This window comes from Ligilactobacillus ceti DSM 22408 (genome assembly GCF_000423245.1).
GTDB classification, from domain to species: domain Bacteria; phylum Bacillota; class Bacilli; order Lactobacillales; family Lactobacillaceae; genus Ligilactobacillus; species Ligilactobacillus ceti.
In genome coordinates this window covers 322,622-349,379 of the sequence record NZ_KE383993.1, presented here as the reverse complement: position 1 = coordinate 349,379, position 26,758 = coordinate 322,622, and the positions used below count along the sequence as shown (strand labels likewise).

28 protein-coding genes are annotated in these 26,758 nt (G+C 34.5%); 10 read left to right on the top strand and 18 right to left on the bottom strand.

Annotation, left to right across the window (positions count from 1 at the left end):
- Nucleotides 1-60: 60 nt before the first annotated feature.
- From G540_RS07285 to G540_RS0104565, 5 genes are all read right to left on the bottom strand, one after another.
- Nucleotides 61-2,001: a recombinase family protein gene (locus G540_RS07285; protein WP_051188967.1), complete on the bottom strand. Its 1,941-nt coding sequence runs from the start codon at nucleotides 1,999-2,001 to the stop codon at nucleotides 61-63.
- A complete protein-coding gene (locus G540_RS0104580; protein WP_027107105.1) occupies nucleotides 1,985-2,170 on the bottom strand; it encodes a hypothetical protein in 186 nt (61 codons plus the stop codon). Before G540_RS0104580 ends, G540_RS07285 begins: the two co-directional genes overlap by 17 nt.
- 221 nt (nucleotides 2,171-2,391) lie before the next feature.
- Complete coding sequence (locus tag G540_RS07070; protein WP_081653543.1) at nucleotides 2,392-3,522, bottom strand: site-specific DNA-methyltransferase; 1,131 nt, start codon at nucleotides 3,520-3,522, stop codon at nucleotides 2,392-2,394.
- Nucleotides 3,523-3,535: 13 nt separating this feature from the next.
- On the bottom strand, nucleotides 3,536-4,318 hold the full coding sequence (locus G540_RS0104570) for an S-adenosylmethionine synthetase N-terminal domain-containing protein (RefSeq protein ID WP_027107104.1): 783 nt from the start codon (nucleotides 4,316-4,318) through the stop codon (nucleotides 3,536-3,538).
- A gap of 13 nt (nucleotides 4,319-4,331) precedes the next feature.
- Nucleotides 4,332-4,907, bottom strand: coding sequence for a P27 family phage terminase small subunit (locus G540_RS0104565; protein ID WP_425311137.1), 576 nt, complete (start codon nucleotides 4,905-4,907; stop codon nucleotides 4,332-4,334).
- Between the two features lie 176 nt (nucleotides 4,908-5,083).
- On the opposite strand from G540_RS0104565, the gene G540_RS0104560 reads away from it, so the two are divergent.
- Both G540_RS0104560 and G540_RS0104555 read left to right on the top strand, forming a co-directional pair.
- Complete coding sequence (locus G540_RS0104560) at nucleotides 5,084-5,359, top strand: type II toxin-antitoxin system RelB/DinJ family antitoxin (RefSeq protein ID WP_035463606.1); 276 nt, start codon at nucleotides 5,084-5,086, stop codon at nucleotides 5,357-5,359.
- A 2-nt stretch (nucleotides 5,360-5,361) separates the two neighbouring features.
- Nucleotides 5,362-5,640, top strand: coding sequence for a type II toxin-antitoxin system YafQ family toxin (locus tag G540_RS0104555; RefSeq protein ID WP_027107101.1), 279 nt, complete (start codon nucleotides 5,362-5,364; stop codon nucleotides 5,638-5,640).
- A 15-nt stretch (nucleotides 5,641-5,655) separates the two neighbouring features.
- Here the strand turns inward: G540_RS0104555 and G540_RS07545 are convergent, their stop codons facing one another.
- From G540_RS07545 to G540_RS07495, 10 genes are all read right to left on the bottom strand, one after another.
- A complete protein-coding gene (locus G540_RS07545; RefSeq protein WP_338048137.1) occupies nucleotides 5,656-5,820 on the bottom strand; it encodes an HNH endonuclease signature motif containing protein in 165 nt (54 codons plus the stop codon).
- Between the two features lie 313 nt (nucleotides 5,821-6,133).
- The gene (locus G540_RS0104545; RefSeq protein WP_027107099.1) at nucleotides 6,134-6,577 is read right to left on the bottom strand and encodes a hypothetical protein; all 444 of its coding nucleotides are present in this window, start codon (nucleotides 6,575-6,577) and stop codon (nucleotides 6,134-6,136) included.
- A gap of 44 nt (nucleotides 6,578-6,621) precedes the next feature.
- Entirely contained in the window at nucleotides 6,622-8,001 is a 1,380-nt protein-coding gene (locus G540_RS0104540) for a DEAD/DEAH box helicase (protein WP_027107098.1), read from the bottom strand.
- Nucleotides 8,002-8,311: 310 nt separating this feature from the next.
- Nucleotides 8,312-8,608: a VRR-NUC domain-containing protein gene (locus tag G540_RS0104535; RefSeq protein WP_035463605.1), complete on the bottom strand. Its 297-nt coding sequence runs from the start codon at nucleotides 8,606-8,608 to the stop codon at nucleotides 8,312-8,314.
- Nucleotides 8,601-10,853: a DUF3987 domain-containing protein gene (locus G540_RS0104530; protein ID WP_051188966.1), complete on the bottom strand. Its 2,253-nt coding sequence runs from the start codon at nucleotides 10,851-10,853 to the stop codon at nucleotides 8,601-8,603. The genes G540_RS0104535 and G540_RS0104530 overlap by 8 nt, the downstream gene beginning before the upstream one ends.
- Nucleotides 10,853-11,413 carry a PDDEXK family nuclease gene (locus tag G540_RS0104525; RefSeq protein WP_027107095.1) on the bottom strand — a complete coding sequence of 187 codons (561 nt, stop codon included), beginning with the start codon at nucleotides 11,411-11,413 and terminating at the stop codon, nucleotides 10,853-10,855. Before G540_RS0104525 ends, G540_RS0104530 begins: the two co-directional genes overlap by 1 nt.
- On the bottom strand, nucleotides 11,388-11,744 hold the full coding sequence (locus tag G540_RS0104520) for a DUF7768 domain-containing protein (RefSeq protein ID WP_027107094.1): 357 nt from the start codon (nucleotides 11,742-11,744) through the stop codon (nucleotides 11,388-11,390). Before G540_RS0104520 ends, G540_RS0104525 begins: the two co-directional genes overlap by 26 nt.
- Nucleotides 11,744-12,499 carry a phage antirepressor gene (locus G540_RS0104515; protein ID WP_027107093.1) on the bottom strand — a complete coding sequence of 252 codons (756 nt, stop codon included), beginning with the start codon at nucleotides 12,497-12,499 and terminating at the stop codon, nucleotides 11,744-11,746. Before G540_RS0104515 ends, G540_RS0104520 begins: the two co-directional genes overlap by 1 nt.
- Before the next feature lie 5 nt (nucleotides 12,500-12,504).
- The gene (locus G540_RS0104510) at nucleotides 12,505-13,158 is read right to left on the bottom strand and encodes a hypothetical protein (protein WP_027107092.1); all 654 of its coding nucleotides are present in this window, start codon (nucleotides 13,156-13,158) and stop codon (nucleotides 12,505-12,507) included.
- 261 nt (nucleotides 13,159-13,419) lie between these two features.
- Nucleotides 13,420-13,557: a hypothetical protein gene (locus G540_RS07495; RefSeq protein ID WP_169439101.1), complete on the bottom strand. Its 138-nt coding sequence runs from the start codon at nucleotides 13,555-13,557 to the stop codon at nucleotides 13,420-13,422.
- A gap of 213 nt (nucleotides 13,558-13,770) precedes the next feature.
- On the opposite strand from G540_RS07495, the gene G540_RS0104500 reads away from it, so the two are divergent.
- From G540_RS0104500 to G540_RS0104470, 7 genes are read left to right on the top strand one after another with little or no spacing between them, the layout of a single operon-like run.
- Entirely contained in the window at nucleotides 13,771-14,889 is a 1,119-nt protein-coding gene (locus G540_RS0104500; protein ID WP_027107091.1) for an ABC-three component system protein, read from the top strand.
- Nucleotides 14,873-15,097, top strand: coding sequence for an ABC-three component system middle component 7 (locus G540_RS0104495; RefSeq protein ID WP_027107090.1), 225 nt, complete (start codon nucleotides 14,873-14,875; stop codon nucleotides 15,095-15,097). The genes G540_RS0104500 and G540_RS0104495 overlap by 17 nt, the downstream gene beginning before the upstream one ends.
- On the top strand, nucleotides 15,088-16,734 hold the full coding sequence (locus G540_RS0104490; protein ID WP_027107089.1) for a DUF2326 domain-containing protein: 1,647 nt from the start codon (nucleotides 15,088-15,090) through the stop codon (nucleotides 16,732-16,734). Before G540_RS0104495 ends, G540_RS0104490 begins: the two co-directional genes overlap by 10 nt.
- On the top strand, nucleotides 16,734-16,937 hold the full coding sequence (locus tag G540_RS0104485) for a helix-turn-helix domain-containing protein (protein ID WP_027107088.1): 204 nt from the start codon (nucleotides 16,734-16,736) through the stop codon (nucleotides 16,935-16,937). Before G540_RS0104490 ends, G540_RS0104485 begins: the two co-directional genes overlap by 1 nt.
- Before the next feature lie 13 nt (nucleotides 16,938-16,950).
- Nucleotides 16,951-19,056, top strand: coding sequence for a type I restriction-modification system subunit M (locus tag G540_RS0104480; RefSeq protein ID WP_027107087.1), 2,106 nt, complete (start codon nucleotides 16,951-16,953; stop codon nucleotides 19,054-19,056).
- Nucleotides 19,053-20,351: a restriction endonuclease subunit S gene (locus G540_RS07280; protein ID WP_051188965.1), complete on the top strand. Its 1,299-nt coding sequence runs from the start codon at nucleotides 19,053-19,055 to the stop codon at nucleotides 20,349-20,351. Before G540_RS0104480 ends, G540_RS07280 begins: the two co-directional genes overlap by 4 nt.
- Entirely contained in the window at nucleotides 20,335-23,325 is a 2,991-nt protein-coding gene (locus tag G540_RS0104470) for a type I restriction endonuclease subunit R (RefSeq protein WP_027107086.1), read from the top strand. Before G540_RS07280 ends, G540_RS0104470 begins: the two co-directional genes overlap by 17 nt.
- Nucleotides 23,326-23,362: 37 nt before the next feature.
- Here G540_RS0104470 and G540_RS07275 read toward each other — a convergent pair whose 3' ends face one another.
- The 3 genes from G540_RS07275 to G540_RS07055 form a co-directional block, all read right to left on the bottom strand.
- On the bottom strand, nucleotides 23,363-25,231 hold the full coding sequence (locus G540_RS07275) for a recombinase family protein (protein WP_051188964.1): 1,869 nt from the start codon (nucleotides 25,229-25,231) through the stop codon (nucleotides 23,363-23,365).
- Entirely contained in the window at nucleotides 25,212-25,400 is a 189-nt protein-coding gene (locus G540_RS0104460; protein WP_027107085.1) for an SHOCT domain-containing protein, read from the bottom strand. Before G540_RS0104460 ends, G540_RS07275 begins: the two co-directional genes overlap by 20 nt.
- Nucleotides 25,401-25,614: 214 nt before the next feature.
- Nucleotides 25,615-26,040, bottom strand: coding sequence for a methyltransferase (locus G540_RS07055; RefSeq protein WP_051188963.1), 426 nt, complete (start codon nucleotides 26,038-26,040; stop codon nucleotides 25,615-25,617).
- A 101-nt stretch (nucleotides 26,041-26,141) separates the two neighbouring features.
- On the opposite strand from G540_RS07055, the gene G540_RS0104450 reads away from it, so the two are divergent.
- Nucleotides 26,142-26,732 (top strand): lysophospholipid acyltransferase family protein, encoded by a 591-nt coding sequence (locus G540_RS0104450; RefSeq protein ID WP_027107084.1) that lies wholly within the window; start codon nucleotides 26,142-26,144, stop codon nucleotides 26,730-26,732.
- The last annotated feature ends 26 nt before the right edge of the window (nucleotides 26,733-26,758 follow it).

The window sequence follows — 26,758 nt, the reverse complement described above, 5'->3', positions numbered from 1 at the left end:
CAACATTATACCATTTTTTAGAAAATTTATCATCTATAAAGTAATTACTTTTTTGTTATTTTATTTTTCTGTAATAAACCTCAAATATACTTTATACGAATATTTAATAACTGATTGTATCTTGTTGCTTAAACACTGATATTCTTTAGTTTTTTCTAATTGATAAATATAATTTGTTTTGTTTGCGATAGATAATATTCTATGAGCTTTTCTAACTTTTTTTATTATATTTTTCTGCGTTGTAGGACTGTACTCGGTTGACTCATTTAACCACTCCTTAAACTCATCAATTGATGTATCTACTTCTTTGGTTGTTTGTTGCCAGTTGATCCTTTGCCATTCAAAACCAGTAAGTCCTAAGTCCTCTATTTCATCTTGTATGCATTCATATAAAAATTCAAAATAAAGTCTAATAGCATATATATAGTCTTTCTTTACTTCACTTTGATATTTAGAAAAATCATCTTGTTTTTCTAATTCATTTATATAAGTTTTTGCATCTTTAATTTCTAGTATTCTATTTACTTGGTTTACTTTTTGTAATATGTTTCTTACTTGATTTTTTAGGTATCTTAACTCTAACCATTTTTTAAATGAGTCTTGATATTTAATGCGTTTTAGATACTTTTTATCTAGTCGTCTACCTACTTTTATACATGTTCCCTCAATAACAATATCTTTTATAACAGTTCCATCTATAAGTTCTATATCTGCTACATGATTTTTATTCACATATATGCTTTTAATAATTGGTGATATGGTTCTATCAATAAGTACATAGTTCATGAAGGACTTATTTTCAGTTAAATAACTGTTTATACTAACTTTTGATATATCTTCTACTTCTTTAATTAAGTCATCTCTAGTTTTTATATATTCCATTATCGCTTTGCTGATGCTTTTTATTAATTCATCATCATAGATATGTCTTACTTTGCATTTGCTGGTTCTACTATATTTATTTCTGCATCTCCAAGCCCATCTTCCACCATGCCATTCAGGATGAATCTTAAAGCGACCATAATAGTCCCCACACTCTTTGCATACTATTTTTGATGATAGTGCAGATGTTATAGTTTTTTTATTTTCACTTTTCGCATCTGTTTCTAATAATTTATTTGCGTATTCATGGGTATCTCTTAAAACTATCGGTGGGTGGCTATTTTCTACATAATATTGTGGTAGTTCTCCCTCGTTTACTTTCTGTTTTCTAGTTAGAAAATCTACTGTGAACTTTTTTTGTAGTAGAGCATCACCTTTATATTTTTCATTTCTAATAATGCTTAGCACCACACTATGATTCCACTTTTCTTTCTTTTGAGGTGTTAGAACATTATTTGTTTCTAATTCTTTGACTATTTGATTTATAGTGCATCCTATAACCCTTAAGTAGTAGATAGCTCTTACAATGTTTGCCTCTTGTTCATTAACAACAAGTTCTCCTTTTTCTCCTCTGCTATATCCTAAGAAACTACTAAAAGGAACAGTAACCTTTCCATCCCTAAATCTTTTACGATGACCCCATGTTATATTCTCAGAGATTGACCTAGATTCCTCCTGTGCAAAACTAGACATTAAAGTAAGAACGAACTCACTTTTAGCATCTAAGGTATCAATATTTTCTTTTTGAAAAAACACAGATATACCTTTAGCTTTAAGTTCTCTTATGATGCTAATTGTATCTACTGTGTTTCTAGCAAATCTACTAATCGACTTTGTTACTATACGATCTATTTCACCGTTTCTTGCTTTATCTATCATTTGATTAAAGCCTTCACGCTTATGATAGGATGTTCCACTTAACCCTTCATCTACAAATAGACCTGCAAATTCCCACTTTGGATTATTTAATATGAAGTATTTAAAATATTCTTTTTGTGCCTCAATGCTTATTTTCTGTTCGTCTTTTTCCGTTGATACTCTAGCATAAGCAGCTACTCTTAACTTGTTAATTTTTTTGATTTTAAAAGTAGTATTTTCAATCTTAATTATTTCTTTCATCTAGCCCCTCCAACATTCGACTAGCAGGAGCATATTTTTTATTTAGCTTGTCTTTTATACTTTTAGCTTTCATATTAGCGATAAGTTTTTTATCCAAAATATAATCTACTAAGATGCTTGATAGTCCATAATTCAGTTGTCCATCTATTATTTCTTTTACTGTTTTCATAGCCCTTTTTCTCCTTTACACATACATCACTCAAAGAGAAAAAATAGTCAAGCAATATGTTTAATACAACTCGAATATAAAGAAAACCTTTATTTATCAAGGTTTTTAGAGAGTTTTGACACCCATAGCAATTTCTTGACACCCCTAAAAATAAAAAAGCCCCAAACCTTAAAAGTTGGAGTTAAATTTGATGTGTTTTTAGTTGTAATTAGTAGCTATTGTTAAACAAACGCCTTATTATAAGGGGATTTCAAAGGGTGCGTGAAAAAATTTAATTGTATTATATTAGGTATTATTCTTTCAAGCACTAAACCATTTGTTTGTGTGCATTGTTTAATCAAATAAGCAATAAGTGGCACTGGTTTACTTGATGGATGACCAAATCCCTCTGTCTTGGAATTAGAAAGTCCATCAAACTCAAACACGGCTTTTTGTTTTTGGTCTCCATACCAGATATGCTTGCCATCTTTTCTCCACCCCCAGATGATTGGCTCCATGTTAAATTTCCAATCAGTTCTCATAAGAGGAGCACGAGGCTTTTTCCATATAAGACCAGCTCCAACCTTAAAACCTGCATCTTCATAAGCATCATAGAAAATACGAGCTTTCATCGTTGCATAGAAAACATAGATTGATGCATCCTTTGACATATAGTCCTTAAAATTAGTAAAAGCCCCCAGTAAAAACTCATAGGCTTCCTTATCTTTCAGGTTATCGTTTTTGATTTTCCCCGATGCACTATCAAGGTCGATCATATATGGCGGGTCGGTGCATACTAGATTTACCTTTTTATCTTCCAGTAGCTTTGAATAAACCTCTCCATCTGTTGAATCACCACAAATCACTGTATGCTTTCCGATATGCCAAACATCACCTAGCTTAGAAGTTTTAGGTTTTTCTAGTTCTTTTTCAACATCAAACTTATCCTCGGTTGCTTCTTTTCCTTCATCAAAGATTTTAGAAAGCTCCTCACCAGTAAAACCGATAAGGTCAATATCAAAATCCATACCTTCAAGCTCACTTAACTCAATACTTAAAAGCTCCATGTCCCAGCCAGCATTAAGAGCTAGTTTGTTATCTGCAATAATGTAGGCTTTCTTTTGTGACTCACTTAAATGTTCTTCTTTAATACAAGGTATCTTCTTAAGCCCTAGCTTTCTTGCAGCTAAGATTCTCCCATGCCCAGCCAAGATAGTATTATCTCCCGTAATAAGAACAGGATTTAAAAATCCAAACTCTTTAATACTTGATGCGATTTGATTAACCTGTGCCTCAGAGTGAGTTCTTGCATTATTAACATAAGGAATAAGCTCATCAATATCAGCTATAAAATATTTAGTTTCTTTATTCATCTATTCCTCCTTGTTAAAAAAGACCCCACTTAGCAAACTCCTCAAAACCACCAACAGCATCAATGTAATCTCTCGCAAGTTTCACTATCTCTTCATAAGGTTTTCCATCAATCTCGGTATCACCAATAGCACATGACAGTTTTACTTCCTTACCAGTTTCTTGTGCTTTCAAAAACGCATAAATATTTACTGATACATCTGCCTTTGATAAATCCTTACCATGCAAGCCACCACCAGTAACACTATCTGCCATATCGCTTCCTAGTTTTCTGTTCGTAGCTCCCGAATCAACATCAGATCCACCAGTCCAATCACCAAGAGGATTAACCACCGCACTTGGATACAGAGTTTCTAGCTCACTTGTTTTAGCATTGGATTGGCAGATGATTAGCTTTTCTCCATCAAGAATGTACTTACCATCAAATGGATACCTACTATAAATACCCCTAGCTATCTTTGATAGCTTTTTAGATTCACCTGTTAAAGGCATGCCCTTAAATATTCCGTTATCACCACATCTGATTTTGCCTGTTTGGTTTCTTGTTAAATGCTCATCTTGTTTTACAACCACCACATCACAAACAACATCACCAGCGATGCGTTTAATAATCTCCTCAATCGCTTTTACCTTAAAACCGACCGTGGTTTCAATAATGGTATGGCATTTGCCATGACCCAGTAGCACTTCAACTGCTACCTTTGGCTCTTTTTCTAACTTGTAAGCTAGGTCAAGAATTGCACCCGCTATTCTATCCGAGATTTTATCTGGATGTTTTGGATTTACTTTTTCTATCATAAAATTTTCCTTTCTATCTCTTCATACGAAGTAACCTTTCCATTGCATCAGCATTAGGATCTCCACTGTATTCAACCGAGCAATTCTCTTTTACAATTTGTCCTATCTCATACCACACTGCCTGCGCTTGCTTTTGAAAGGACTGACTCATCGATATAAAAGGAGACGCCATAGGAGAGCCTGTTGTTGGATGTTTACCGAGTAGACCAAACTGACTGATTGCACTTTCGCATTGCACATAACGAGCAAACGACTGGGCATAACTTTCAACTGTCCTTGGACTGACTAACTTTTCACATCCACGCTCTTTTAACCACTTGTATATCTCTTTATAAATTTGATCAGCACCAAGACTTGTCCCATCTTTTTGTGTAGCTGATAAATAGCTGCTTGGTTCTGGAATTACATCGCCGTAATCTATGTCAGCACCTTCTGGTATATCGCCGACAAACAAATCTTCAATTTCTAATACTTTTGCTTTTTCGCCTTGTGCGATTTTTTCTGTTAGAGGCTTTGATTTTCTACCTGTTTTTACTCGTCTTCCACCTCTCATAGTTCCATCTTTACTAATAATCATCACCCCTTTCATAAAAAATAGGGGCTATACCCCCTTTGAAAAACATTTTTTCTGCGTAAGACTGGACGCCCGTTGTTCTGCAGGCTAGGTTTTACAGATAATGACCGCCCCTACCCGTTATCTATCTTGTATTTTGATTGACATTGTAAACTATTTGTATTATAATCATCTCGAAGGAGGCAATGATTATGGCTAAAACAATTCCAACTCAAATTCGTATCGATTCAGATACTAAAAAATTATCATCAGAACTTTTTGCAAGGCTTGGTCTTGATATGTCCACTGCCGTTAACATGTTTCTTAGTCAATGCGTGCTAAGAAATGGTCTACCATTTACTGTAAGCATGCCAGAATACAATCAAGAAACACTAGAAGCTATGGTTGAAGCTAAGCGTATCGCTCACGATCCTGATGTCAAAGGCTATACAAATATGCATGACCTAATGTCAGCTTTGGACGCTTAACAATGTATATAGTTAAGTACACCAACGCTTTTAAGAAAAGCTATAAGCGTGCTAAAAAGCGTGGTTTAGATATGTCTATACTAGAAAGCGTTATCGATACTTTACGTCAGGGTAAAGAACTCGATGCAAAATATAAACCTCACGCTTTAAAAGGTAACTTCATCGGTTATCATGAATGTCACCTGCAACCAGACTGGTTACTCATCTATTTGATAGAAGATGACATTTTAACATTAACCCTTGCAGATACTGGCACGCATTCAGATTTATTTAAGAAATAGCCACTAACAAGGTGGCTATTTTTTGTTATTCCATCTATCACCACGCTCGGCGTGAATTCGTGAGTGACAGCTTTGACATAAAGAAATAAGATTATTTATATCATGCGTTCCACCTTCATTAAGCGGTAGCTTATGGTGGACTTGTTCCACTTCTTTCATAACTCCAGCCTTAAAACACATCTCACAAAAAGGATGAGTCCTAACATAACTATCTCTTATTCGTTTCCATACTCTTCCATACCTTTGAGAACTCTTATACTTACGACCATACTTTTCATACCTCTTGTTATCTTCTTTTTCATGCCTCTCACAAAACCTACCATCAGTAAGTTTTGGACAGTTTGGAAAAGAGCATGGTCTTTTCGGTTTCCTTGGCATAAGACCTCCTCTTTATTGGGCATAAGAAAAACCCTCACAGGTTTGTCCTGCAAGGGCTCTTATACTTTTTGCTGATTATATAATAACACAGGTGAACTTGTGTTTTATAGTGTCTTTAGGTGTCTTTTAGTGTCTTTTTTCTATCATGTACTATTTTTTCAAAAGAACACAAAGCTCTGCCGTGCATTTTATAAACATAGCGTCTTTCATATAAGACTTTTGCTATCAGCTTATCCCAGCTTAAATGCTCAAAGTATCTACCAATCAAAATCTGCTGATGCACAGTACTAGGCATTTCACCAATAATATCTAACGCTTCCACCTTCATTGCATTTAGTTTTATTTCATCTGTTTTGATTTCTTCTTCTAGGTCTAGGGCTTTATCAAGAGCATCAGCCATAGGCGACATGCTTCTTCGTTGTGGTGGCTTTGGCATGTGTGAATATCTAGGAGACGCGGGACTTCCTGCTATTTGCCTAAAGATTTCTACTCTTTGTTTTTTAAGGTCGATGCCTTTTTCTAGTTTTTCTATTTTCTTAAAATAGTCTTTTGCTTTCATTTCTTACCTCTTTTCTCTTTGAGGTAAGTTCTCTTATAGAACCTCTACTCAATGTGTACTTTCACAGCTTCTATAAGACTGTCTTGATTTTTCTTCTTATTTTTCAGTGCTTTCATTACCTGTTCATCAATCGTTCCACTGCAAACAATATGATGAATGATAACTGTTTGGTCTTGTCCTTGCCTATAAAGTCTAGCGTTGGTCTGCTGGTACAGTTCTAGACTCCATGTGAGTGAATACCAGATAAGAGTTGATCCGCCTTTTTGAAGGTTAAGTCCGTGTCCTGCACTTGCTGGATGCATAATCGCAACAGGAATTTTACCTTCGTTCCAATCGGAGATGTCTTTTTCTGTTTTTATTTCTCTTACATTGAATCGCTCCTTTATCCTTTCTCTATCAAAGCCAAACCAGTATGCGACAAGCACAGGATTTCCATTTGCTGCTTCTATCAAGTCTTCTAGTGCATATAGCTTTTTATCGTGGATAAAGTGAGCAGTTGAGTCTTCATCATAAATTCCACCACTTGCTAGTTGCAGTAGTTTTCCAGATAGCACGCCAGCATTTACTGCATCAATTTCTACGCTTGCCCAGTTATTTTGTATATCCTCCTCTCTTTTTCTACGAAGCACCTCTACTACAAATTTTTTCTTCATCTCATCATAGATTTCCTTCTCGCCATCATCCATATATACTTTTACCTTGTTAAAAACTAAATCTGGCATATCTAGATAATCACTTGATTCCATTGAGATGGTTATGTCTGATATTTGTTTATAGATTGCTTTTTCTGCATTTGGCTTTGGAAGGTATGAGTATATCTGCATTCCGTTTCTTAGATCTGGTTCAAAGTATTTTTTTCTGTAATGTGTGATATATTTTTCTAATCTTCTTCCACCATCTATTAGCTTAAACTCTGCCCATAAGTCCATCAGTCCATTTGATGCAGGTGTTGCAGTAAGTCCTACTACTCTTTTTATAAAAGGTCTAACTTTTATAAGGCTTTTGAACCTTTTTGATTGTCCATTTTTGAAACTCGATAATTCATCAATGACGAGCATATCAAAATCAAAATGGTATCCACTTTTTGTTATTAACCAGTCTACATTTTCACGATTGATTACATAGATATGTGCTTTTTGGCTGAGTGCTTTTTCTCTATCCTTTTTACTTCCAACGATAAGTAAGTAGCTTAGGTCTTTTAGATGATTCCATTTTTTGATTTCATCTTTCCAAACATTACAAACTCTAAGTGGTGCAATAACGAGTACTTTTGCTACATCAAATCTATCTAGCATCAGTTCATCAATGGCTGATAAGGTTATACTTGTTTTTCCAAGTCCGCAGTTTAGAAATAGGGCTGATATTTTTCTATCTAAAATAAAGTTAGTTGCTACTTTTTGATAGTTATGTGCAATGTATTCCATATATTCCTCCTTTCACACTTTTGTCCGAGGTGTCCACATTTATTTTCAAAAACTCCAACGCCTGTAAACCTTGATTTATAAGGGCTTCAGTGCTTTTGTCCTTTTTGTCCTTTTGTCCCTAGGCTTGTGTGTGAAAGTGTATATAAGAATTTAAAATATAATATAATATATAAAAAATAAGTATTATATACGACAAAACTTTTATAAAGGACATAAAAGCATTTATACGCACACATAAGCTGGGACAAAAGGACAAAATTAAAAATCTCCTCTAAACCGCATAAAATAAGGCTTTTGGCGTGGGACATAATTAAGAATTTAATTCGGACAAAAGGACAAAACTATTCATTAACTCATCAACTTTCTCTTTTTCATCAACCACATAAACCTTAAAACCTAATTTTTCTATCTGCCTTTTCTTCGCCTCTTGAATACCTCTTAGCTTTTTACCTTTACTTTTTACTTCTACAAAAGCTACTATCCCTTTTGGAAGTAGAACTAACCTATCTGGAACGCCAGCATTTCCTGGACTCACAAACTTAAAAGCCACCCCGCCTGCGTTTCTAACTTTCTTTACTAGGTAATTTTCTATTTGTTTTTCAATCATTTTTACCTCCATAAATCATAGGATTTACTAAATACTTTCTTCCTTTTGGTCTACCAACGCCTGCATAATTTGGATCATCTTTTTCGTTCACATAGCCATAATCTATGAGTTTTTCAATGACGCTAAGGGCTACCGTTCTATTTTTAAGGTTTCTACAAGTTCTCATTAAATCTCTGACGCTAAATTCGGTTATGCCTTTTTCCTTGATTTGTTCTAGGACTTTACGCACTTCTTTTTCACTATCTTCAATTCCCATAAGAATAAAAGCTGCTTTTGCATGGCTTATAAAATACCTGCCAATGCTGATGGCGTTTTCCATTGTCTTTTCATCTACGATAAGAGGCTCATTCACATCTAAAAAGTCGTGCTTTCTTTCTATCTGTGCTCTTGTTAAAAGGGCTGAGATTCTTAAAATGTTACCTACTAGCTTTCCTGCCCACTCGATAATGTCTTCATATTGAGTCTTTAGCTTTCCTTCAAGGTCTTGGGCAAAAGTAGCAATAAGCCTATCAGCTTCACTAGATAAGGTTATTAGTTCTTCTTCTGAATCTTCTAAGATGTTTACGATTCTAGCTTCATACGCCTTATAGGTATCTTTATTTACTGGCTTTGAGTAATACTTTCTTTTTCCAACAAGAGACCTTGGTATGCAGTATAAAAACCTTGCAGTAAGCCCCCTGCCTCTGAACACTCCGTTTTGCATAAGTCCAGATAGAACGCTTGGTTGCACCATTAAAAGAATGGTTAAGGTAGGACTTAAAATGCTCTCGCTATCTCTTCCAATCCTATCAACCCTTATGCTATCTCCAGAATAGCCTTTAAGCATGACATCAATATTTACTGTCTTAGAATAAGCACCAGATAGCGTATCAAAAATACCGCCTTCTGTTGAAAGAATCGCAGCTCTTCCATCGTTTTGTGCAATGACAGAGATTAGCTTTTCTGTTGTAATATCATCAACATAAAGTTTTAGTGGCTTTGTTTCCTCAAAGCTAGCAATCTCATCAGCAATTTTAGTTATTTCTTCTTTTCCAGCTTTTCCTTTGGCGACTTGGTCTTCGATCGCTTTTTGCTTTTTTTCAAGGATTCGCTTTCGCATTTTGCTTGATTCGATAATGCCTTGATTGATTCTATTTTGCTCTGTCTCATACATATTAAGAGGTTTTATCATTGCACTTTGCACGGCAGACTTTCGTTCTGATGGCTCCATTACATCAAGCACAAAAGTATTAACAGGCTCTATCCAGTCATCTTTTGCTTTAATCTTAAATTTGCCTTGCATGGCAACAGAAAGGACTGCAAGAGATGAAGTCGCTGCCATATCAATAGGTGTTTGCGTGCTTTCAGATAACTCCATCACATAATCAGAGATAACGCTAGGCAATGCGTGGGTAGGAAATGGGGGAAGTTCATAATCATTAAAAGCAATCGGCTCTTCCCACTCGATGGGCTTATTATATTCTTCTGGCGGAATATAGCCTTCACTTTTACTTATGCGTTTTCCAAATTTAACCGCACTATACCAAATGCTAGATAACTCTTCTTTTGATAAAGGAGGATCACATAGCCTTGATTTTTCAAGATAGATTCTTTTTGCCTCATCAGAGTTCCCATACCTTTTTATAAGTCTAGCTGCCATTCTACTCATGTTAGAGTTTCTTTGACCCTCTTTGATATTTTCACTTTCCTTATCAAAAACCTCAAAAGCATCAATTTCTTGAGATAAGACTTCATCAAAAGTATAAGAGCCTTCATTCCAAATAATCTCATCAGCTTTTACGCTATGACCATAAACAAACCTTGAAGCATCAAGTGCGTTAGAATCAAAAAAGCTAAACTTTTCAAAAACCTTCTTTTTAAACTCTTCACATTCACTTGCACTATTAAAAGGCTTATGAGCTAGATACACATGATGCCTTGGTCTAGGAGCTTTGCCGTTTTTTGATTTTAGGTTGTTCCTACTTGGAACAATAACGTAGGATACATCTCCTAAAATAAACTCATAGTCTTCTGGATAAATCCAATCATCGGGATTTTCACTATGGTCATTATCAAGATCAAAGACATCTACATTAGAAGATATAAAGTTTGCTTTAGAGCGGTAGCTTCCCTTAAACTCACCGCAAGTATGATCAAAACTCACGGCTGATAGCATATCGCTAGCGTTCTTGATTAGGTGATTTGCTTTGTAGTAGCAGTTATCTTTTCTTTGAACCTTATCTGATACATAAAGATTAAACTTCATTATCTCACCCCCACTAATTTCGGACTTTCTCCAAACTCAAACCTAGCTTGACGGGCATTTCGATAGGCTTTTTCCGTGCTTTCATCATTACGCTCTTCTAAAAAGAATGAGCCGTTTTGAAAAAGCTCAAAGCCTCCCTTTTTATTAAGACCCATGTGTGCTGGTGCATTTCTTCCATCAATAAACTTAAAATTAAATGGAACTATCCCATGGACACTTTTTCTAGACATGTTAGAAGTGTTTTCAGTGATATATGAGATGTCGCTTCCATAAGGGATACGGGAAACTATTAAGATTGGATGTTCTTTAGCAAAAAGCCTTATCTTATTTGCATCAGACTTTGACAGATACCCTTTTACCTCAACATACAAATCTCCCTCATAACACCCTTTTACTCCATGAATTAGAAAATCGGGCAGATACTTACTTCCATCTTCTAACTCAAAACCTTCTACCTCATACTCCCAATCAACACCTACAGAATCAAAGAATACTGCCCATCTAGCTTCAAGGCGTGAGCGGAAAAGATAGCCTTTATACTCTGTTTGAATTACTTTCAAAACCGCTCACCTCCTTAAAATCATCACTAAAGTATCTGATTTTTTGTCTTCTTCTTTTAGATACTTCAAGCTCTCTTTTCATACCTTCACTGATAGTTTTTCCAAGCACCCACACTTCATCACATTTACCAAGCAGGATAATATCCATAAAAAGAATCGTGCTTCTATCTTTTTCATCATCAAGAAAAGGAAACATCAGATGAGTCGTAACGGGAATCGCTCCTTTTTTATAGGCAAACGCTGCAAAGGCTCTCGCTTTTTTGATATTGCTTTTGATATCTCCTTTATATGGAGCACAAATATATACAAGTGGTCTAAATTCTTTTTTCATTACTTTTCTCCTCCTTTCAAAAATAGATTTATAAAATACTGCTGACCATAACCTGTTACTTTTGTGGTTTTACTAATTGTGGTATGACCATCAGAATGCGTAATTGTTGTCTCTTTAATCTTAAAAAGACCAAGTTCCATACTTTTTTGCGTTGGCATGTTGTAATCTGTGCCTTTACGCTTAATTAGATAACCATTAGAACGTAGCCAATCAAAAAGCCTGTTTTGACCTATCTCGATACCGTTGCCTTTTAGGATTTTGGCAAGTTCTCCAATAAGAATCGTAGTATTAGAAGCCGTAACGCTATCTGCAAATAAAGCTTTAGGCTCAAGGTAAGCAATCTGCTTATTTTTAGCTTCAATCACATTGTTAGCTACAAGCAGTGCTTTAGATAATAATTCCTCGTTGGATAAACGCTCTTGACCCTTGATATATCCACCGTTTTTTCTAATAGATGGTAAGACTTCACTTGTTACCCAGTGTTTAAATTCTTTTGCTTTTTCTAGCTTGCTTGAAAAGATAAGTGAATAAATACCAGATTCGTTAATCAAAATAACTTGTCGATTTTGACCTGACAGAACGATTCGTTCACCCAGCCTATCTTCAATATCCACATGATCCCTTATCGCCTTTTGCGTATTGGTATAACCTAGGGCATCTGCTACCTCTTTACCGATAAACCATACCTTGCCATCTTTTTCGATAGCACGCAGTGTTCCAAACTCTGCATTTTGAAATACTTGTAATTTTGTCATTTCTTTTACCTCCTATGACTTGACTTTTTCTTAGAAGGAATCTCTTGTCCCTCTAATAAGTAGCCTTGGGAGATAGCTAAATCGGATGTTTTTTCAAAAATATTTTTCAGAATCTTTTTAGCCCTTGCTAATTGGTGACCGAGATTATTTGCTTTTCTATTTATAAGCTCCCTATAATCAACATCAGTCATGCCTTTTTCTCTAGGATTACGCATCATGGCAAACTCTCTTATAGGGACGCTATCTAGGATGTGAGCGATAACTAAATCAGCTACATCCTTTTTTAGTGCCGTTTGGATTAGCATTTCTATATCTTCACGGCTTTCTTTTTCTTCTATTTTTAGCTTGTCTTTATAAAAGATACTTTTATCCCTAACCTCGCACATCAAAGGTTCATCATCACAAAACCCATCTTCATCTGGCAAAGCCAGCGAATAGCCTCTATGCCTATCAAATTTTCTGATGGTGTTATATTCAGGACGGTTATATTCAGCGTCTATAAACTCTTGAACCCTTTTTTGGTAATCTTCTAGCGTGTCAGAATCTTCAATATCGATATTTGTCCACTTTTTTGCAGACTCCATATCAAGTTCGATAGACTCTATGTTATATTCATGTCTCCAATCAATAATGATTTTGTTTTCTTTTTTTCTTTGCATATTTATCGCCTTTCTTCTCAAAGGCGAGATGCATAAGAAAAACTGCAGAGCCGAAGCACTGCAGTTTCTAAAAGTCCTAAAAATAAGGCACGTCAAAAACACGGTAAGTGCATCGAACTTCTAACTTCCCTTAGGTAAGTTTTTAATTCTCTTATGCATCTCGCCGTCTAAATACGCGCGTCTATTAGACTAGTATTGAGATTTTTGATTTCTGCTAGGATTTATTTACTTTTGATACCTAGCGGTTATAACTTAAATAGACTATTTCTTTTTAGTCTTAGTCTGAGCCAAACAACTAGCAGCTACAGATTTACTAGTTTGACTGTATCTACCGTCTCTTAAAATTTTGCTGGCTTTAGAAGCTACATTCTTTGATGTTTGTTTAGAATTTTTAGCCATTTGTTTACCTCCTTTCTTTAGGTACAGTTCAAACAAAATATCCTTATTGCAAACTTTTTATTTATCAAAAATAAATTTTGTGATATAATTTATTTGCTAGGAAGACTCGTTTTCCCTGCTCAATATAATTCTATAAAATCGGAATTTTGATTTAACCCTTGTTTTCCTCAAAGTTCCTCAAGATTCCTCAAAAATAGAAAGGGGGTGTTAATAGTGGATTTCAGAACGCTTTTTAGAATAATGAAAAAATATATAAGTGATGGTAGCGATACGCCTATATTTTGTCGCTCGGTAATAGAGATGATTACAGATTTAGATGAGTCAGATTGGACAAACGGAAGTGATCCCTCTCAGAGTGTTTCAGATAGAACTTTAAGAAATTTTGCAGATAGGGGATTTTCAAAAAACCTATGTAAGAAAATCGCTTATAGACTTACTCTTGAAAACTTAATAGAAAATATAAACTCGAGGCCAGATGATGTAAAAAAGGCTTTAGCTGATGAATTCAAATCCTATGATCCGTCTGTAACTAAAAATAATGTTGCAAAAAAAATTGCCAATTGGCTTTATAATTACATAAAAGAAACTGCTGGATATATAGATAAAGACGCACTTACTACTAAAAAAATCAAACAAAGCTCTCAAGACTATAAAACTAAATACGGAAATTACCTTTTAAAAGAATGCCGCGGGAATTGCCCAATGAAGTGCGGTAAATCTTTAGCTAAAGAGATAAATGGAAAATTAGATTATGTCTATGAAATAAGCCTTATTGAAAAAGATAAAAAAGATGGTCTTAATAATCTAATAGCCCTTTGTCCTCAGTGTTTTTCTATATTTCAACTAGATGATGATAAAACCCGCATAAAAGAGCTAAAGCTATCTAAAAAGATGTTATCCAAGCATTTTGTTTCTGAAGAGCTATTAGACCCCATACATTTAGAAAAAGGACTAACTGATGTTTTGTCTAATCTTTCTAAACTAAATCCAATGACGATATCAGTTTCACTAGATCCAAAAGAGATATCTCAAAAAGTTACAGACCCTAACTTATATCTTCTAGTTAAAAACAATGTAACAACCTATTTTCTATCTATTAAAAAGATAATGATAAATCTTGATAAACAAGGCGTAATCGAATATGAGATACTTCAAAATCAGATGCGTACCCTTTATCTGAAAATGGCTAAAACAAAACGAAGTGAACAAGAGATATTCTATGAAATCTCTAACAAAATACATAAAACTACTCTTGCAAATAAACTATATTGCGACATAGTAGTCTCTTATTTTATTCAAAGTTGCGAGGTGTTTAATGCAGTTACCAAATAAACTTTATTCATATAACAAAAGCACCTTGGCGTTGATACCAATAGTGCTAAAAGAAATTAAAAATGGAAACAGTAATGTAAAAGAACTATTTTTTGCAGTAAAAAAGCATTTAGATGTTCCTACTGATTTTCTATCAGTAATGGATACTTTATATGCTCTAAATGCAGTAGACATAAATGACGAAGGTGAGGTGAAAATATGCTTATAGAAATGTTTTCTGAGGTCTTTAAAACTCACGGCAAAACTCGTGAAAAGATAGTATTTCATAAAGGCTTAAATGTTATTAGTGGCGATAAGAATGCAGCTAACTCTATCGGTAAATCCTCTGCTCTTTTAGCAATTGACTTTGTCTTTGGTGGAAATACCTATCTAAACAGTGAAGGCGTAAAATACCTAGGTCATCACAGCATATATTTTTGCTTTGAATTTGATAAAAAATATTACTTTGTAAGAAAAACAGATACTGAAAATGAAATCTATCCTTGCAATAATAAATATGAAGTTATCGGTGAGTCTATCTCAAAGCAAGAATTCATAGGATGGCTAAAAGAAAAATACTTCACACTTGATACCCCACGCTCTTTTAGAGAGCTAGTAGGTACTTATTTTAGAATATATGGAAAATATAACTACAACGAAAAGAAACTACTAAAAGCCTACCCAGAGCAAAGCACAAGAGATTCTGTTCGCAATCTAGTCTCTTTATTTAATTTCTATAAAGAGATTAAAGCCTTTAGTGAAAAGCTAGAATCAGAAGAAAAAAGACTAACGACTTTCAAAAACTCTAGAAGCTATGGATATAGCCCTAATAAAATAAAAAGTAAAACAGAGTTTGAGGATAATGAAGCTAGAATTGAAGCCTTAAAATATGAGCTAGAGAATCTTCCTATAAGGCAAAACTCTTGGTTTGCAGAAGATACAATCGAAAAGACACATAAAAAATACGAGCTATCTTCTCACCTGCTTCAATTAGAAGAAATTTTAAGCGATCTGAAAAGAAGACAAACCCTTGTAAATATCAGTCTTGAATATGGACTATACCCTAGCGAAGCTGACCTTGAAGAGCTAACTAAGTTCTTCCCTAATGTAAATATCAAAAAGATTTATGAAATAGAAAAATACCATAAGAAACTTGCACGCATCTTAGATGAAGAATTTAAAAGCGAAAGCGAGGTTTTAGAACATCAAATAAAGGATATAAAAACTAAAATGAATAAGGTTCAGCTTGAAATAAAAGATTTAGGTATCATTCAGGCATTACCTAAAGAATTTTTAGAAAAACACGATGAACTAAAACAAGAAATCCGCGAAAAAGAAGAACAAAACAACGCCTACATCGAAGAAGAACGAATAAGAAACGCTAAAAAGCAAGCTAAGGAAAATCTAGAACGAAGCATCAAAGAAGTCCTAGATGAAATAGAGCTAACAATAAATAATAAGCTAAAAGAATTTAATAGCCTCATTCATGGCAAAAATAGGCACGCCCCACATCTAAATCTAGCAAGCTATAATAGCTATGAGTTCTATACTCCCAAAGATGATGGAACAGGAACAAACTATAAAGGCATGATTCTTTTTGACCTTTCCGTACTATCAAGTACAGAATTGCCTGCTATCATCCACGACTCACTATTATTTAAAAACATAGATGATGAAACAATAAATGGCATCATGCAAATCTACGCACAAAAAGAAATGCAAACCAAACAAATCTTTATCGCTTTTGATAAAGATGGTGCATACCTAGAAGATACAAAGAAAATCATAAAACAAAACGAAGTCCTACGCCTATCAGAAAACGGCAATGAACTATACGGCGTAGCATGGAATAAAGAGGTGGAATAATGAAATTAAGCTACAACAAACTATGGAAACTACTCATCGATAAAAACATGACCAAAACAGACCTAAGACTAAAAGCAGGCATCAGCTCTTCCTCAATGGCAAAACTAGGAAAATGCGAAAATGTAACAACTGATGTCTTACTTAAAATATGTAAAACACTAAACTGCGGTATTGAAGACATCTTAGAGACTGTAGATGAGTAAAGGAGGTAAATGAATGAACGAAGTAATGTGGGATGATTCTGCTATCAATGTAACAACCGAAGTTAATTTTATTTGGTCCATAGCAAACAAACTACGCCCTACCTATACAGAAGAAAAATATAAAGATGTCATAATACCTATGACTATAATCCGCCGTTTTGAATGTGCTCTAGCAGACACAAAAGAAAAAGTCCTAGAAGCTATGAGCAAAAACCCTAACAGAACCTATAGGGAACTTTGTAAAATATCTGGCTTTCCTTTTTATAACACAAGCCCTTTTGACCTAGAAAAACTATGTAACGATCCAGAAGGAATAGCTGATAATCTAAAATCCTATATCAATGCCTTTTCTAGCAATGTAAAAGACATTCTTTTCTCCGTGGAAAAAGGTCTTGATTTTGAAAAACAAATCGACAAAATGGATAAAAATGACCGCCTATATAATGTGGTTAAAGCCTTCTCAGAGCTAGACCTTGACCCAAAAACCATCGACAACATGAAAATGGGCTATATCTTTGAAGACCTCATAAGACGCTTTTCAGAAAATGCCGAAGCTGGTGACCACTACACAGGGCGTGACATCATAAAACTTATGGTAAGCATTCTCTTAGCTGAAGGCTGTGATGATATTTTTGACGACCACAAAGTCATCACCATCGCAGACTACGCCTGCGGAACAGGAGGCATGCTCTCAACCTCATATAACTATATAAAAAGATATAACCCAACCGCCGACATTCGCCTATTTGGTCAAGAAATCAATCCAGAATCTTACGCTATCTGCCTTGCAGAGATGCTCATAAAAGACCAAAATGCAGAAGCTATTAAATACCAAGACTCTATGAAAAAAGATTCTTTTGAGAATACAAAAATGCGTTTTGTAATAGAAAATCCACCATTTGGCACATCATGGGGCGGAAAAGATGCAGCAAGTGGCACAGAAAAAGCCGTCAAAGAAGAATACCTAAAAGGAAAAACAGGACGCTTCCCTGCAGGGCTTCCCAAAACAAATGACATGCAAATGCTCTTCTTACAAGCAGCCATAGAAAAAATGGACGATAAACACGGGCGAGCTGCCATTATCCAAAACGGAAGCCCCCTATTTTCTGGAGGAACCTCATCAGGCGAAAGCCAAATAAGACGCTACCTCCTAGAAAACGACCTTATAGAAGCAATCATCGCTCTTCCAACTGACTTATTCTATAACACAGGAATCGCCACATACATCTGGATACTATCAAAATGTAAACGTAACGAGCGAAAAGGCAAAGTACAACTAATAGATGCAAGCTCATTTTTTAATAAACTTCGTAAAGCTCTAGGAAACAAAAGAAACGAATTAGATGCTATAGATCGCGAAAAAATAACCAAACTCTATGCAGAATTTAGCGAAAACGAATACTCAAAAATTTATGATAACGAAGACTTTATGTACCGTGAATACACTATTTTACAACCTCTTCAACGCTCATACGCTATAACTAAGCAAAGAATAGAAAACCTAATAGCATCTGATGCACTAAATACTTTATATAATGAAGTAAAAGCAGCAGAGCTTACTGAAAAAGAAAAACTAAGCACCAAAGAAAAGAAACAGCTAGAAGCATTTAGAGAGAATAAAGAAAAATACGACGCCATTATAGACGCCCTTAAAGAAAATATAGATGAAAAAATCTATATGAATAAAGAGGCGTTTACCCCAGTCTTTAGACAAACAGTAGAACATATAGAAATTGATAAAAAACTAGAAGAAAAAATCATAAACGCTCTATCAATAATGGATAAAAACGCAGATATCCAAAAAGATAAAAAAGGAAATATTATTTACGATACAAGCAAAGAATATAAAGACACAGAAATCGTACCTATCAAAATAAGCATCGAAACTTATATGGAAAAAGAAGTACTACCACATATCCCAGATGCCAAAGCATTCTTTGAAGAAAAACTAGGAGCCAAAAAACCAATTATCAAAACAGGAGCAGAAATACCATTCACAAGATACTTCTACAAATACGAAACACTAGAAAAATCAGAAACCTACGCCAAAGAATTTAAAGATCTAGAAGAACAAATCAAAACTCACCTTACTAACTTATTTAAAAGAGGTGAAATATGATAAAAATGAAAAACAGCACTATCCCCTGGATAGGTGAAATACCTGAGCATTGGGAGGTTGTAAGATTAAAACATCTAGTTGAAACTCCTATATCAGATGGTCCACACGAAACACCAGTATTTTTAGATGAAGGTATACCATTTTATTCCGTTGATAGCATATCTAATAATGAACTCATTTATGAGCCTTGTAGATATATTTCATTTGAAGATGCAAATAGATATGACAAAAAAAGTAAACCTCAAAAGGGAGATATTTTATTAGGAAAAGCAGCATCCACAGGCAAAATTGCAATCATAAAAAAAGATACAAGGATACAAATATGGTCTCCACTAGCCTTGATAAGAATAAATAATAAGAACCATAATAAATTTATCTTTTATACTTTGCTATCCGAGTGCGGTCAAATTGAAATTGATTTGCGTTGTACTAGCAATACTCAAAAAAACATATCTATGAAAGATATTAACGAATTACAACTCCCTCTCCCACCCCTAGCTGAGCAAGAGCTAATAGCAAACTATCTCGATAGTAAATGCTCTGAGATTGATAGCATAAAAGATGCCATAGCAAAACAAATTGAGGTGCTTAAAAACTATAAAAAGTCCCTCATCACAGAAACAGTAACCAAAGGCTTACAAAAAAACACCCCTATGAAAAACAGCACTATCCCCTGGATAGGCGAAATACCAGAACACTGGGAGGTTGTTAAGGTAAAATACCGTTTTAATGTTGTTAATGGTTCTACTCCTAAATCTGATAATCCCAACTATTGGAACGGCGATATTAAATGGATAACACCCGCAGATATGCAAACATTCGGTTATATAAACGGAGGTAGTAGAACAATCACACAACAAGGATTATTATCTTGCGGAACACAAAAAATACCAGCAAACAGCATAATCGTATCCAACAGAGCACCTATAGGAAAAATCAACTATACAACAGCCGAGTTATGCATAAATCAAGGATGTAAAGCATTAGTGCAAGATCAATTCAACAAATACTATTACTACTTTATGTTGATTGCTGTAGAAGAACTAACTTTGCTAGGAAGAGGCACAACATTTATTGAACTATCCACAACAGACCTATCAAACCTCTCAATCATACTCCCACCCCTAGCTGAGCAAGAGGCAATTACAAACTATCTCGATAGTAAATGCTTAGAGATTGACAAGATTATAGAGGATAAGCAAAACCAACTTGGCACACTTGATAGTTATAAGAAGTCTGTGATATTTGAGTATGTAACAGGTAAAAAGGAGGTTAATCATGAGAACGCTTATTAGTGAACGCTATGATTTTCAGCAAGAGATTTTAGATTATTTAGAAGATAATCAGGGCTATATTAGAAGAACAAATAAAGATTATGATATGCACTTTGCTTTAGATAGAGAGCTTTTGCTTAAGTTTCTTTATGCTACGCAAAGCAAAGAGATGGAGAAACTTTCTAAAATCTTTAAGGAAAAGACCGAAGATACGATTATAAATACGATTAACACTAAGATTACCAGTAAGGGTAGTTCTCTTATTGATGTGCTTAAAAATGGTATTGAAATATCGAATACTACTTTGCGTCTTATGTATCCAAAGCCTGCAAGCACTCTAAATAAAGAACTATATAAAAAGTATGAGCAGAATATTTTTTCTGTTATGGAAGAAGTAATTGCATCAAATGATCAGCATGGCAAGCCTAAGGAGCGTGTGGACCTTGTTATTTTTCTTAATGGTTTAGCTATTATTTGTATTGAGATTAAGTCTAATGCTTCTGGGCAGTCTTATGAGGATGCTATTTTGCAATACCGTGAAGATCGCAATCCTAAAACTAGGCTTTTTATGTTTAAGGTAGGAGCTCTTGTTTATTTTGCACTTGATTTTAATGAAGTTCATATGAGCACAAAATTAGATGGTAAAAGCACCTATTTTTTACCTTTTAATAAGGGCTGTGGTGAGGGTGTAAATACTGGTAAGGGTAACCCTATTTTGCCTGATAAATACTCTACTTCTTATATGTGGGAAGATGTACTAAGTAAAGATAGCCTTTTGGAGCTTATCTCAAAATTTATCTTTTTAGAGAAAAAGGAAGAAATCGATCCTGTAAGAGATACGAAGAAAACAAAGGAGACGATAATTTTTCCTCGTTTTCATCAAAGAAGATGCGTAAAAAAACTTCTTGATGATGTTTATGAGCATAAAAGCAGTAGAAACTATCTGATTCAGCATTCTGCAGGTAGTGGTAAAACAAACTCTATCGCTTGGCTATCTCATAGGCTTGCAACACTTCATGATAAAGATAATCAGAATATTTTTGATAATGTCATCGTTGTAACTGATAGAGTTGTGGTGGATCGTCAGCTGCAAAAAGCGGTTATGGGCTTAGAACATAAATCAGGCTTTATCAGAGTAATGGATGATAAATCAACATCTCACGACCTAGCAGATGCCCTAGCTGGTAAAACTAAAATAATAGCTACTACTATTCAAAAGTTCCCTCATATTATTCACAGCGTAAAGGGGCTAAAGGATAAAAGATTTGCTGTTATTATCGATGAGGCACACTCATCTACCGCTGGCAAAAATATGGCAGCAGTAAGTAGGACTCTTTCTTCTACTGAGGCAAAAAGCAGTGATGTTGAGGATTTAATCGCTGATGAAATATTAAGAAATGGTAAGCAGGATAATGTTTCAATTTTTGCTTTTACTGCGACACCAAAGCCAACCACCTTGCAGCTATTTGCACAGGAAAACCAAAAAGGGCTGCGTGAAGCCTTTGATCTTTATTCAATGAAACAAGCTATTGAAGAGGGCTTTATTCTTGATGTGCTTCAAAATTACACAACTTATAAGACTTTTTATGAGCTAAATAAAAAAGTAGAAGACGATCCAAGGGTGAATACAAGACAGGCTAAAGCTCAAATAGCTCGTTTTATACGCCTGCATGAAACAAATATCGCTCAAAGAATAGAAATCATTGTAGAGCATTTTAAGACCTCTATTATGGATGAACTTGGTGGCAAAGCAAAAGCTATGGTAGTAACGGCATCTCGTGAGGAAGCTGTAAAATACCATAAGGCGTTTAATGAGTATATCGATAAAAAAGGCTATAAAGACATCAAAGCTCTGGTTGCTTTTTCTGGCAAGGTAACATTAGATGATGAAGATATAGAATATACAGAAGCTGGTATCAATGGCTTTTCAGAAAAGAAAACTGCTAAAGAGTTTGATAAAGATGAAAACAGAGTCTTACTTGTTGCAAATAAATATCAGACAGGTTTTGACCAGCCTAAACTATGTGCCATGTATGTGCTAAAAACCCTAAAAGGTGTAGCAGCCGTGCAAACCCTATCAAGGCTAAACCGTATCTGTCCACCATTTAATAAAACTACTTTTATACTTGATTTTGTAAATGATTATAAAGATATAGAAGATGCTTTTTCAAAGTATTATTCAACCACGCTTTTATCAAACACCATAACCCCATCTGGAATCTATGAGCTAGAAGCAAAAATTGATGCCTATCTTATGTTTGATCCAGATTATATAGATAGAGCAAGTGAAATCTTATGTAAAGAACGAATAGATCCGAAAGATAAAAAGAAACTTAACTATATCCTAAGAAGGACTCAAAAGAAACTAGACGAGCTAGATGAAGAACAAAGAGATGAGTTTGTAAAACTTCTTCGCAAGTTTATACGCTTTTATGAATTTTTGATTCAGGTTACCCAGTTTTTAGATAACGAGCTTCACAAAAAATATCTACTTATTACTTACCTACTTCGTTATATTAGCGTAAAACATAGCGGTGGTGGTTTTGATATTACCAGCATGATAAAAGCTAAAAACTTTATTCAAAAGAAAAACGAAAGCTATGAAAAACCAAAAATCATCGCAAAACCTGTTGTAAAACTTCCTATAGCTGAGGCTCTTTCAAGTATCGGAGAAGATAAGATCGAACATATATCAGTGCTTTTAGAAGAATTTAATGCAAGACACGGAGTAGACTTTGACAAAGATGTAGTAGTTAAATTCTTACTACAAATACAAGATATACTATTAAAATCAGAAGATTTGAAACTCAGTGCAAAAAACAACACCGAGCAAGATTTCAACTTTGCATACTACGACAAAATAGATGATGCCCTGCTTGATGGCATCGAACAAAACAGAGATTTTTGCTCAAAACTCTTAGAAGATAAAGAAAGCAAAAAAGAACTACTAGGAGTCTTCTCAAGCTCAATCTATAAAAAACTACGAGAAAAATAAAAAGTGCAATCAAAATAAAGACCATAAGGATTACTCCCTATGGTCTTTTGCTTTTCTCGTCCAAAAACTTAAAATAAACTTTTACTCCCACCTTGACAGCACTTTGCCTAGTTTTATATAAACGCTTATAGGCTTTATCCTCTACAAGTAGGTCTATATACTCTTCATAGCTAAAATCATCTAACGATAATATCTTATGAGCTTTTCTTACATTCTTTCTAAAGCCCTTCTTAGTCTCCGCTGCATAGTAGTTATCATTTTTTAGCCAGCTTTTAAATTCTTCATAATGCTTTGGTACTTCTGTTTTAGTTCCATATTCTAAAAACTCAAAATAGCTCTTCACCGCTCTTACTAGTGCTTTTTTATATTCATCTGTGTGCTCATTAAACCAAGCATTCTCGTTTAGCTCTTGGGTATAAGTATCTAGATATTCTATCTTTATAATATCATTTAGGCATTTGACCCTGTTTTTTATATTTTTAGCTGTTCTTTCTGTATGCCTTAGTTCTAGCCACTTTAGATATTCAGCCTCATATCTAAGTTCTTCTCTAACCTTATCTCCAGCTCTTTTGCCTGTACCTTCTATTTTTATATTTTCTATCTTGCTAGCATCAATAAATTCAAATTCAGCCATATGCTCGCTATCAACCCTGCAAACTTTAAGTATGGTCTCTAGGTCTTCTCTATCAGCTACAAAATCACCATAATCACTAAACCTAATAAGCCCTACTAGCTCCTTATACCTTTTCTCATCAAAATCAAATAAATCTAGCACTTCATTCACTAAGCCAAATTTCTCTTCTAATAAAAGCATAGTCGCCTTCTGAAGGCTTTTTACATATTCTCTATCATAGATATGACGTAAATGGCACTTTTTAATCTTGCTATATCTATTCCTACACCGCCAACCCCAACTTCCACCCTTAAACTCAGCATGAATCCTAAATCTTCCAAGATAAGCTCCGCATTCCTTGCAAGCAAGTTTTGTAGGGTATTTTTCTTTATTCTCTTCCATACAGGAGATTACATACTCTTGCACCTCTCTTGGAATAATGCCTTTATGATTATTTTCAACATAATATTTAGGAAGCTCGCCTTCATTTCTCTTTTGCTTTTTAGTTAAAAAATCTACCGTGTAATATTTTTGAAGTAAGGCATCGCCTATATACTTCTCATTCATTAATATATTTATAAGAGGCTGAAGATACCAGGATTCTTTTTTACCAGCAGATAAGATATTATTTTTCTCTAGTGTTTCTTTTATTTTAGAAAGACTATATCCTATTATCTTCATGGCATAAATTGCTTCTACAACCTCTGCTTCTTCTTTATTTATAACAAACTCGCCATTTTCTCCTTTGTCATATCCAAGAAAATTAGTAAAGGCTACGCTAGCTTTTCCGTCTCTAAATCTTTTACGCTGACCCCAGGTGCAGTTTTCAGATATACTCCTTGATTCTTCTTGTGCAAAGCTAGACATAATCGTCAGTAAAAACTCGCCCTTACTATCTAGGGTATTGATGTTTTCTTTTTCAAAAAACACCGATATATTCTTACTTTTTAATAACCTTATTATGTTGATGGTATCTACTGTATTTCTTGCGAACCTACTTATAGATTTCGTAACAATATGATCGATTTCTCCCCGTATAGCCTTATCTATCATCTGATTAAAACCATCACGATTTTTATATGAAGTCCCACTTATACCATCATCTACAAATAAGCCTACATATTCCCACTGAGGATTTAATCTAATATAGCTTTTATAATATTCCTTTTGTGCTACAAGACTTGTGTGCTGCTCTTCTTTATCCGTTGAAACTCTAGCATACGCTGCCACCTTTAGTTTTTTATGCTTTTTCTTATAGGTAGGCGTTTTTATCTTAATTATTTCTTTTTCCACTTAAACCCTCCAGCCTCTTTGTAGGAGGATTATATTTTTTCTTTAACTTCTTTCTTACTCTATTTAACTCCTTTTTATCGATAGCTTCCTTGTGATATAGATAATCGATAAAAATTGATGCAAGCCTATAATTCATCTCTGCATCTATGCATTCCTTGACATTTTTCATCATCTTCCTCCTTGCTAACATACATCACTCAAAGAGAAAAATAAGTCAAGCCTTTATATATCAAGGCTTTCAGGAGTTTTTGATCCCCTAAAAAATTCCCACACACCCTACAAATAAAAAAAGCCCTTAACGACATCCGTTAAAGCCCATATTCATATTTTTTATTATGCTGATTTTTAGTTTAATTTACGCAACTAGCTTATTATCAGTGATTTTAGGTGAGTGTCAAAAAAGGAATACTTTGTATAATATGTGGTATTGTTATTTTACAAACAATTGTATCAAAATTATCTTTGCGTAAATATTTCAAACTATCATTTAAATCAATATTCAAAACTTCCATCCGTTCAGTTAAATTATTCAAACGGACACTTCTTTGCGCCATTTCGGCTAATTTAGGTTGAATTTCCACACTAGTTATTTGGCCATTGGTTTTAGAACTTAAAAACAAACCAACCGCGCCATTTCCAGCACAAAAATCAATCAGCTTAGTCTTATAGCCTCTTTTTGGTTCGGCAAAATGCGCTAATAAAACCGCATCTAGTGAAAACGAAAACACTTCAGAACTTTGAATAACTTGAACTTCATTTGTAAAAAGTTGATCAATGCGTTCATTTTCATGTAAAGTTATCTCTTCCATAAGACCTCCTTTAGTCTGCAACTTGCAACTTCCTTTAAAATTGTGCATACTTAGTAAAGATTTGAATCATTTATAAGTTGTTAGAAAGGAATGTTACGATAATGTTCTATTCATTCGTACGAGCAATTGCACGTTTTATCGTTTTTATCTTTAATGGTAATGCTCACTATCTTAATAAAGAAAAACTCCCTGAAGGAAATTATATCTTAGTTGGTCCTCACCGTACATGGTTTGACCCAATTTATTTTGCTTTAGCAGCCGCACCGAAGAAATTCTCCTTCATGGCAAAAAAAGAATTATTTAAAAATCCGCTGATGCGTTTTATTTTAACTCACGCGAACGCTTTTCCTGTTGATCGTGAAGATCCTGGTCCTTCTGTTATTAAAACACCGGTTAAAACATTAAAGAAAAGTGATCTATCACTTATTATGTTCCCTTCCGGCACACGTCATTCCGAAAACTTAAAAGGTGGCGTTGTCTTAATCGCAAAATTAGCTGGCGTACCTATTGTACCAGCTGTTTATCAAGGTCCATTATCTTTTAAAAAGTTATGTACACGTAAAAAAGTCGTTGTTGCTTTTGGTGATCCTATTCATGTTGATCGTAAAATGAAATTAACTGACGAAAACCAAGCAGCCGTGATTAAAGAAATGGAAGATAGTTTCAAAGCTATTGAAGCTGAATTAAAATAATTATAACGAAAAAGAAGATTAACTTG

Excerpts from the sequence above, each read along its gene's own strand:
- G540_RS07285 (WP_051188967.1), bottom strand. The coding sequence starts at position 2,001 with ATGAAAGAAATAATTAAGATTGAAAATACTACTTTTAAAATCAAAAAA.
- G540_RS0104580 (WP_027107105.1), bottom strand. The coding sequence starts at position 2,170 with ATGAAAACAGTAAAAGAAATAATAGATGGACAACTGAATTATGGACTA.
- G540_RS07070 (WP_081653543.1), bottom strand. The coding sequence starts at position 3,522 with ATGAATAAAGAAACTAAATATTTTATAGCTGATATTGATGAGCTTATT.
- G540_RS0104570 (WP_027107104.1), bottom strand. The coding sequence starts at position 4,318 with ATGATAGAAAAAGTAAATCCAAAACATCCAGATAAAATCTCGGATAGA.
- G540_RS0104565 (WP_425311137.1), bottom strand. The coding sequence starts at position 4,907 with ATGAAAGGGGTGATGATTATTAGTAAAGATGGAACTATGAGAGGTGGA.
- G540_RS0104560 (WP_035463606.1), top strand. The coding sequence starts at position 5,084 with ATGGCTAAAACAATTCCAACTCAAATTCGTATCGATTCAGATACTAAA.
- G540_RS0104555 (WP_027107101.1), top strand. The coding sequence starts at position 5,362 with ATGTATATAGTTAAGTACACCAACGCTTTTAAGAAAAGCTATAAGCGT.
- G540_RS07545 (WP_338048137.1), bottom strand. The coding sequence starts at position 5,820 with ATGTGTTTTAAGGCTGGAGTTATGAAAGAAGTGGAACAAGTCCACCAT.
- G540_RS0104545 (WP_027107099.1), bottom strand. The coding sequence starts at position 6,577 with ATGAAAGCAAAAGACTATTTTAAGAAAATAGAAAAACTAGAAAAAGGC.
- G540_RS0104540 (WP_027107098.1), bottom strand. The coding sequence starts at position 8,001 with ATGGAATACATTGCACATAACTATCAAAAAGTAGCAACTAACTTTATT.
- G540_RS0104535 (WP_035463605.1), bottom strand. The coding sequence starts at position 8,608 with ATGATTGAAAAACAAATAGAAAATTACCTAGTAAAGAAAGTTAGAAAC.
- G540_RS0104530 (WP_051188966.1), bottom strand. The coding sequence starts at position 10,853 with ATGAAGTTTAATCTTTATGTATCAGATAAGGTTCAAAGAAAAGATAAC.
- G540_RS0104520 (WP_027107094.1), bottom strand. The coding sequence starts at position 11,744 with ATGAAAAAAGAATTTAGACCACTTGTATATATTTGTGCTCCATATAAA.
- G540_RS0104515 (WP_027107093.1), bottom strand. The coding sequence starts at position 12,499 with ATGACAAAATTACAAGTATTTCAAAATGCAGAGTTTGGAACACTGCGT.
- G540_RS0104510 (WP_027107092.1), bottom strand. The coding sequence starts at position 13,158 with ATGCAAAGAAAAAAAGAAAACAAAATCATTATTGATTGGAGACATGAA.
- G540_RS07495 (WP_169439101.1), bottom strand. The coding sequence starts at position 13,557 with ATGGCTAAAAATTCTAAACAAACATCAAAGAATGTAGCTTCTAAAGCC.
- G540_RS0104495 (WP_027107090.1), top strand. The coding sequence starts at position 14,873 with ATGCAGTTACCAAATAAACTTTATTCATATAACAAAAGCACCTTGGCG.
- G540_RS0104490 (WP_027107089.1), top strand. The coding sequence starts at position 15,088 with ATGCTTATAGAAATGTTTTCTGAGGTCTTTAAAACTCACGGCAAAACT.
- G540_RS0104485 (WP_027107088.1), top strand. The coding sequence starts at position 16,734 with ATGAAATTAAGCTACAACAAACTATGGAAACTACTCATCGATAAAAAC.
- G540_RS0104480 (WP_027107087.1), top strand. The coding sequence starts at position 16,951 with ATGAACGAAGTAATGTGGGATGATTCTGCTATCAATGTAACAACCGAA.
- G540_RS07280 (WP_051188965.1), top strand. The coding sequence starts at position 19,053 with ATGATAAAAATGAAAAACAGCACTATCCCCTGGATAGGTGAAATACCT.
- G540_RS0104470 (WP_027107086.1), top strand. The coding sequence starts at position 20,335 with ATGAGAACGCTTATTAGTGAACGCTATGATTTTCAGCAAGAGATTTTA.
- G540_RS0104460 (WP_027107085.1), bottom strand. The coding sequence starts at position 25,400 with ATGAAAAATGTCAAGGAATGCATAGATGCAGAGATGAATTATAGGCTT.
- G540_RS07055 (WP_051188963.1), bottom strand. The coding sequence starts at position 26,040 with ATGGAAGAGATAACTTTACATGAAAATGAACGCATTGATCAACTTTTT.
- G540_RS0104450 (WP_027107084.1), top strand. The coding sequence starts at position 26,142 with ATGTTCTATTCATTCGTACGAGCAATTGCACGTTTTATCGTTTTTATC.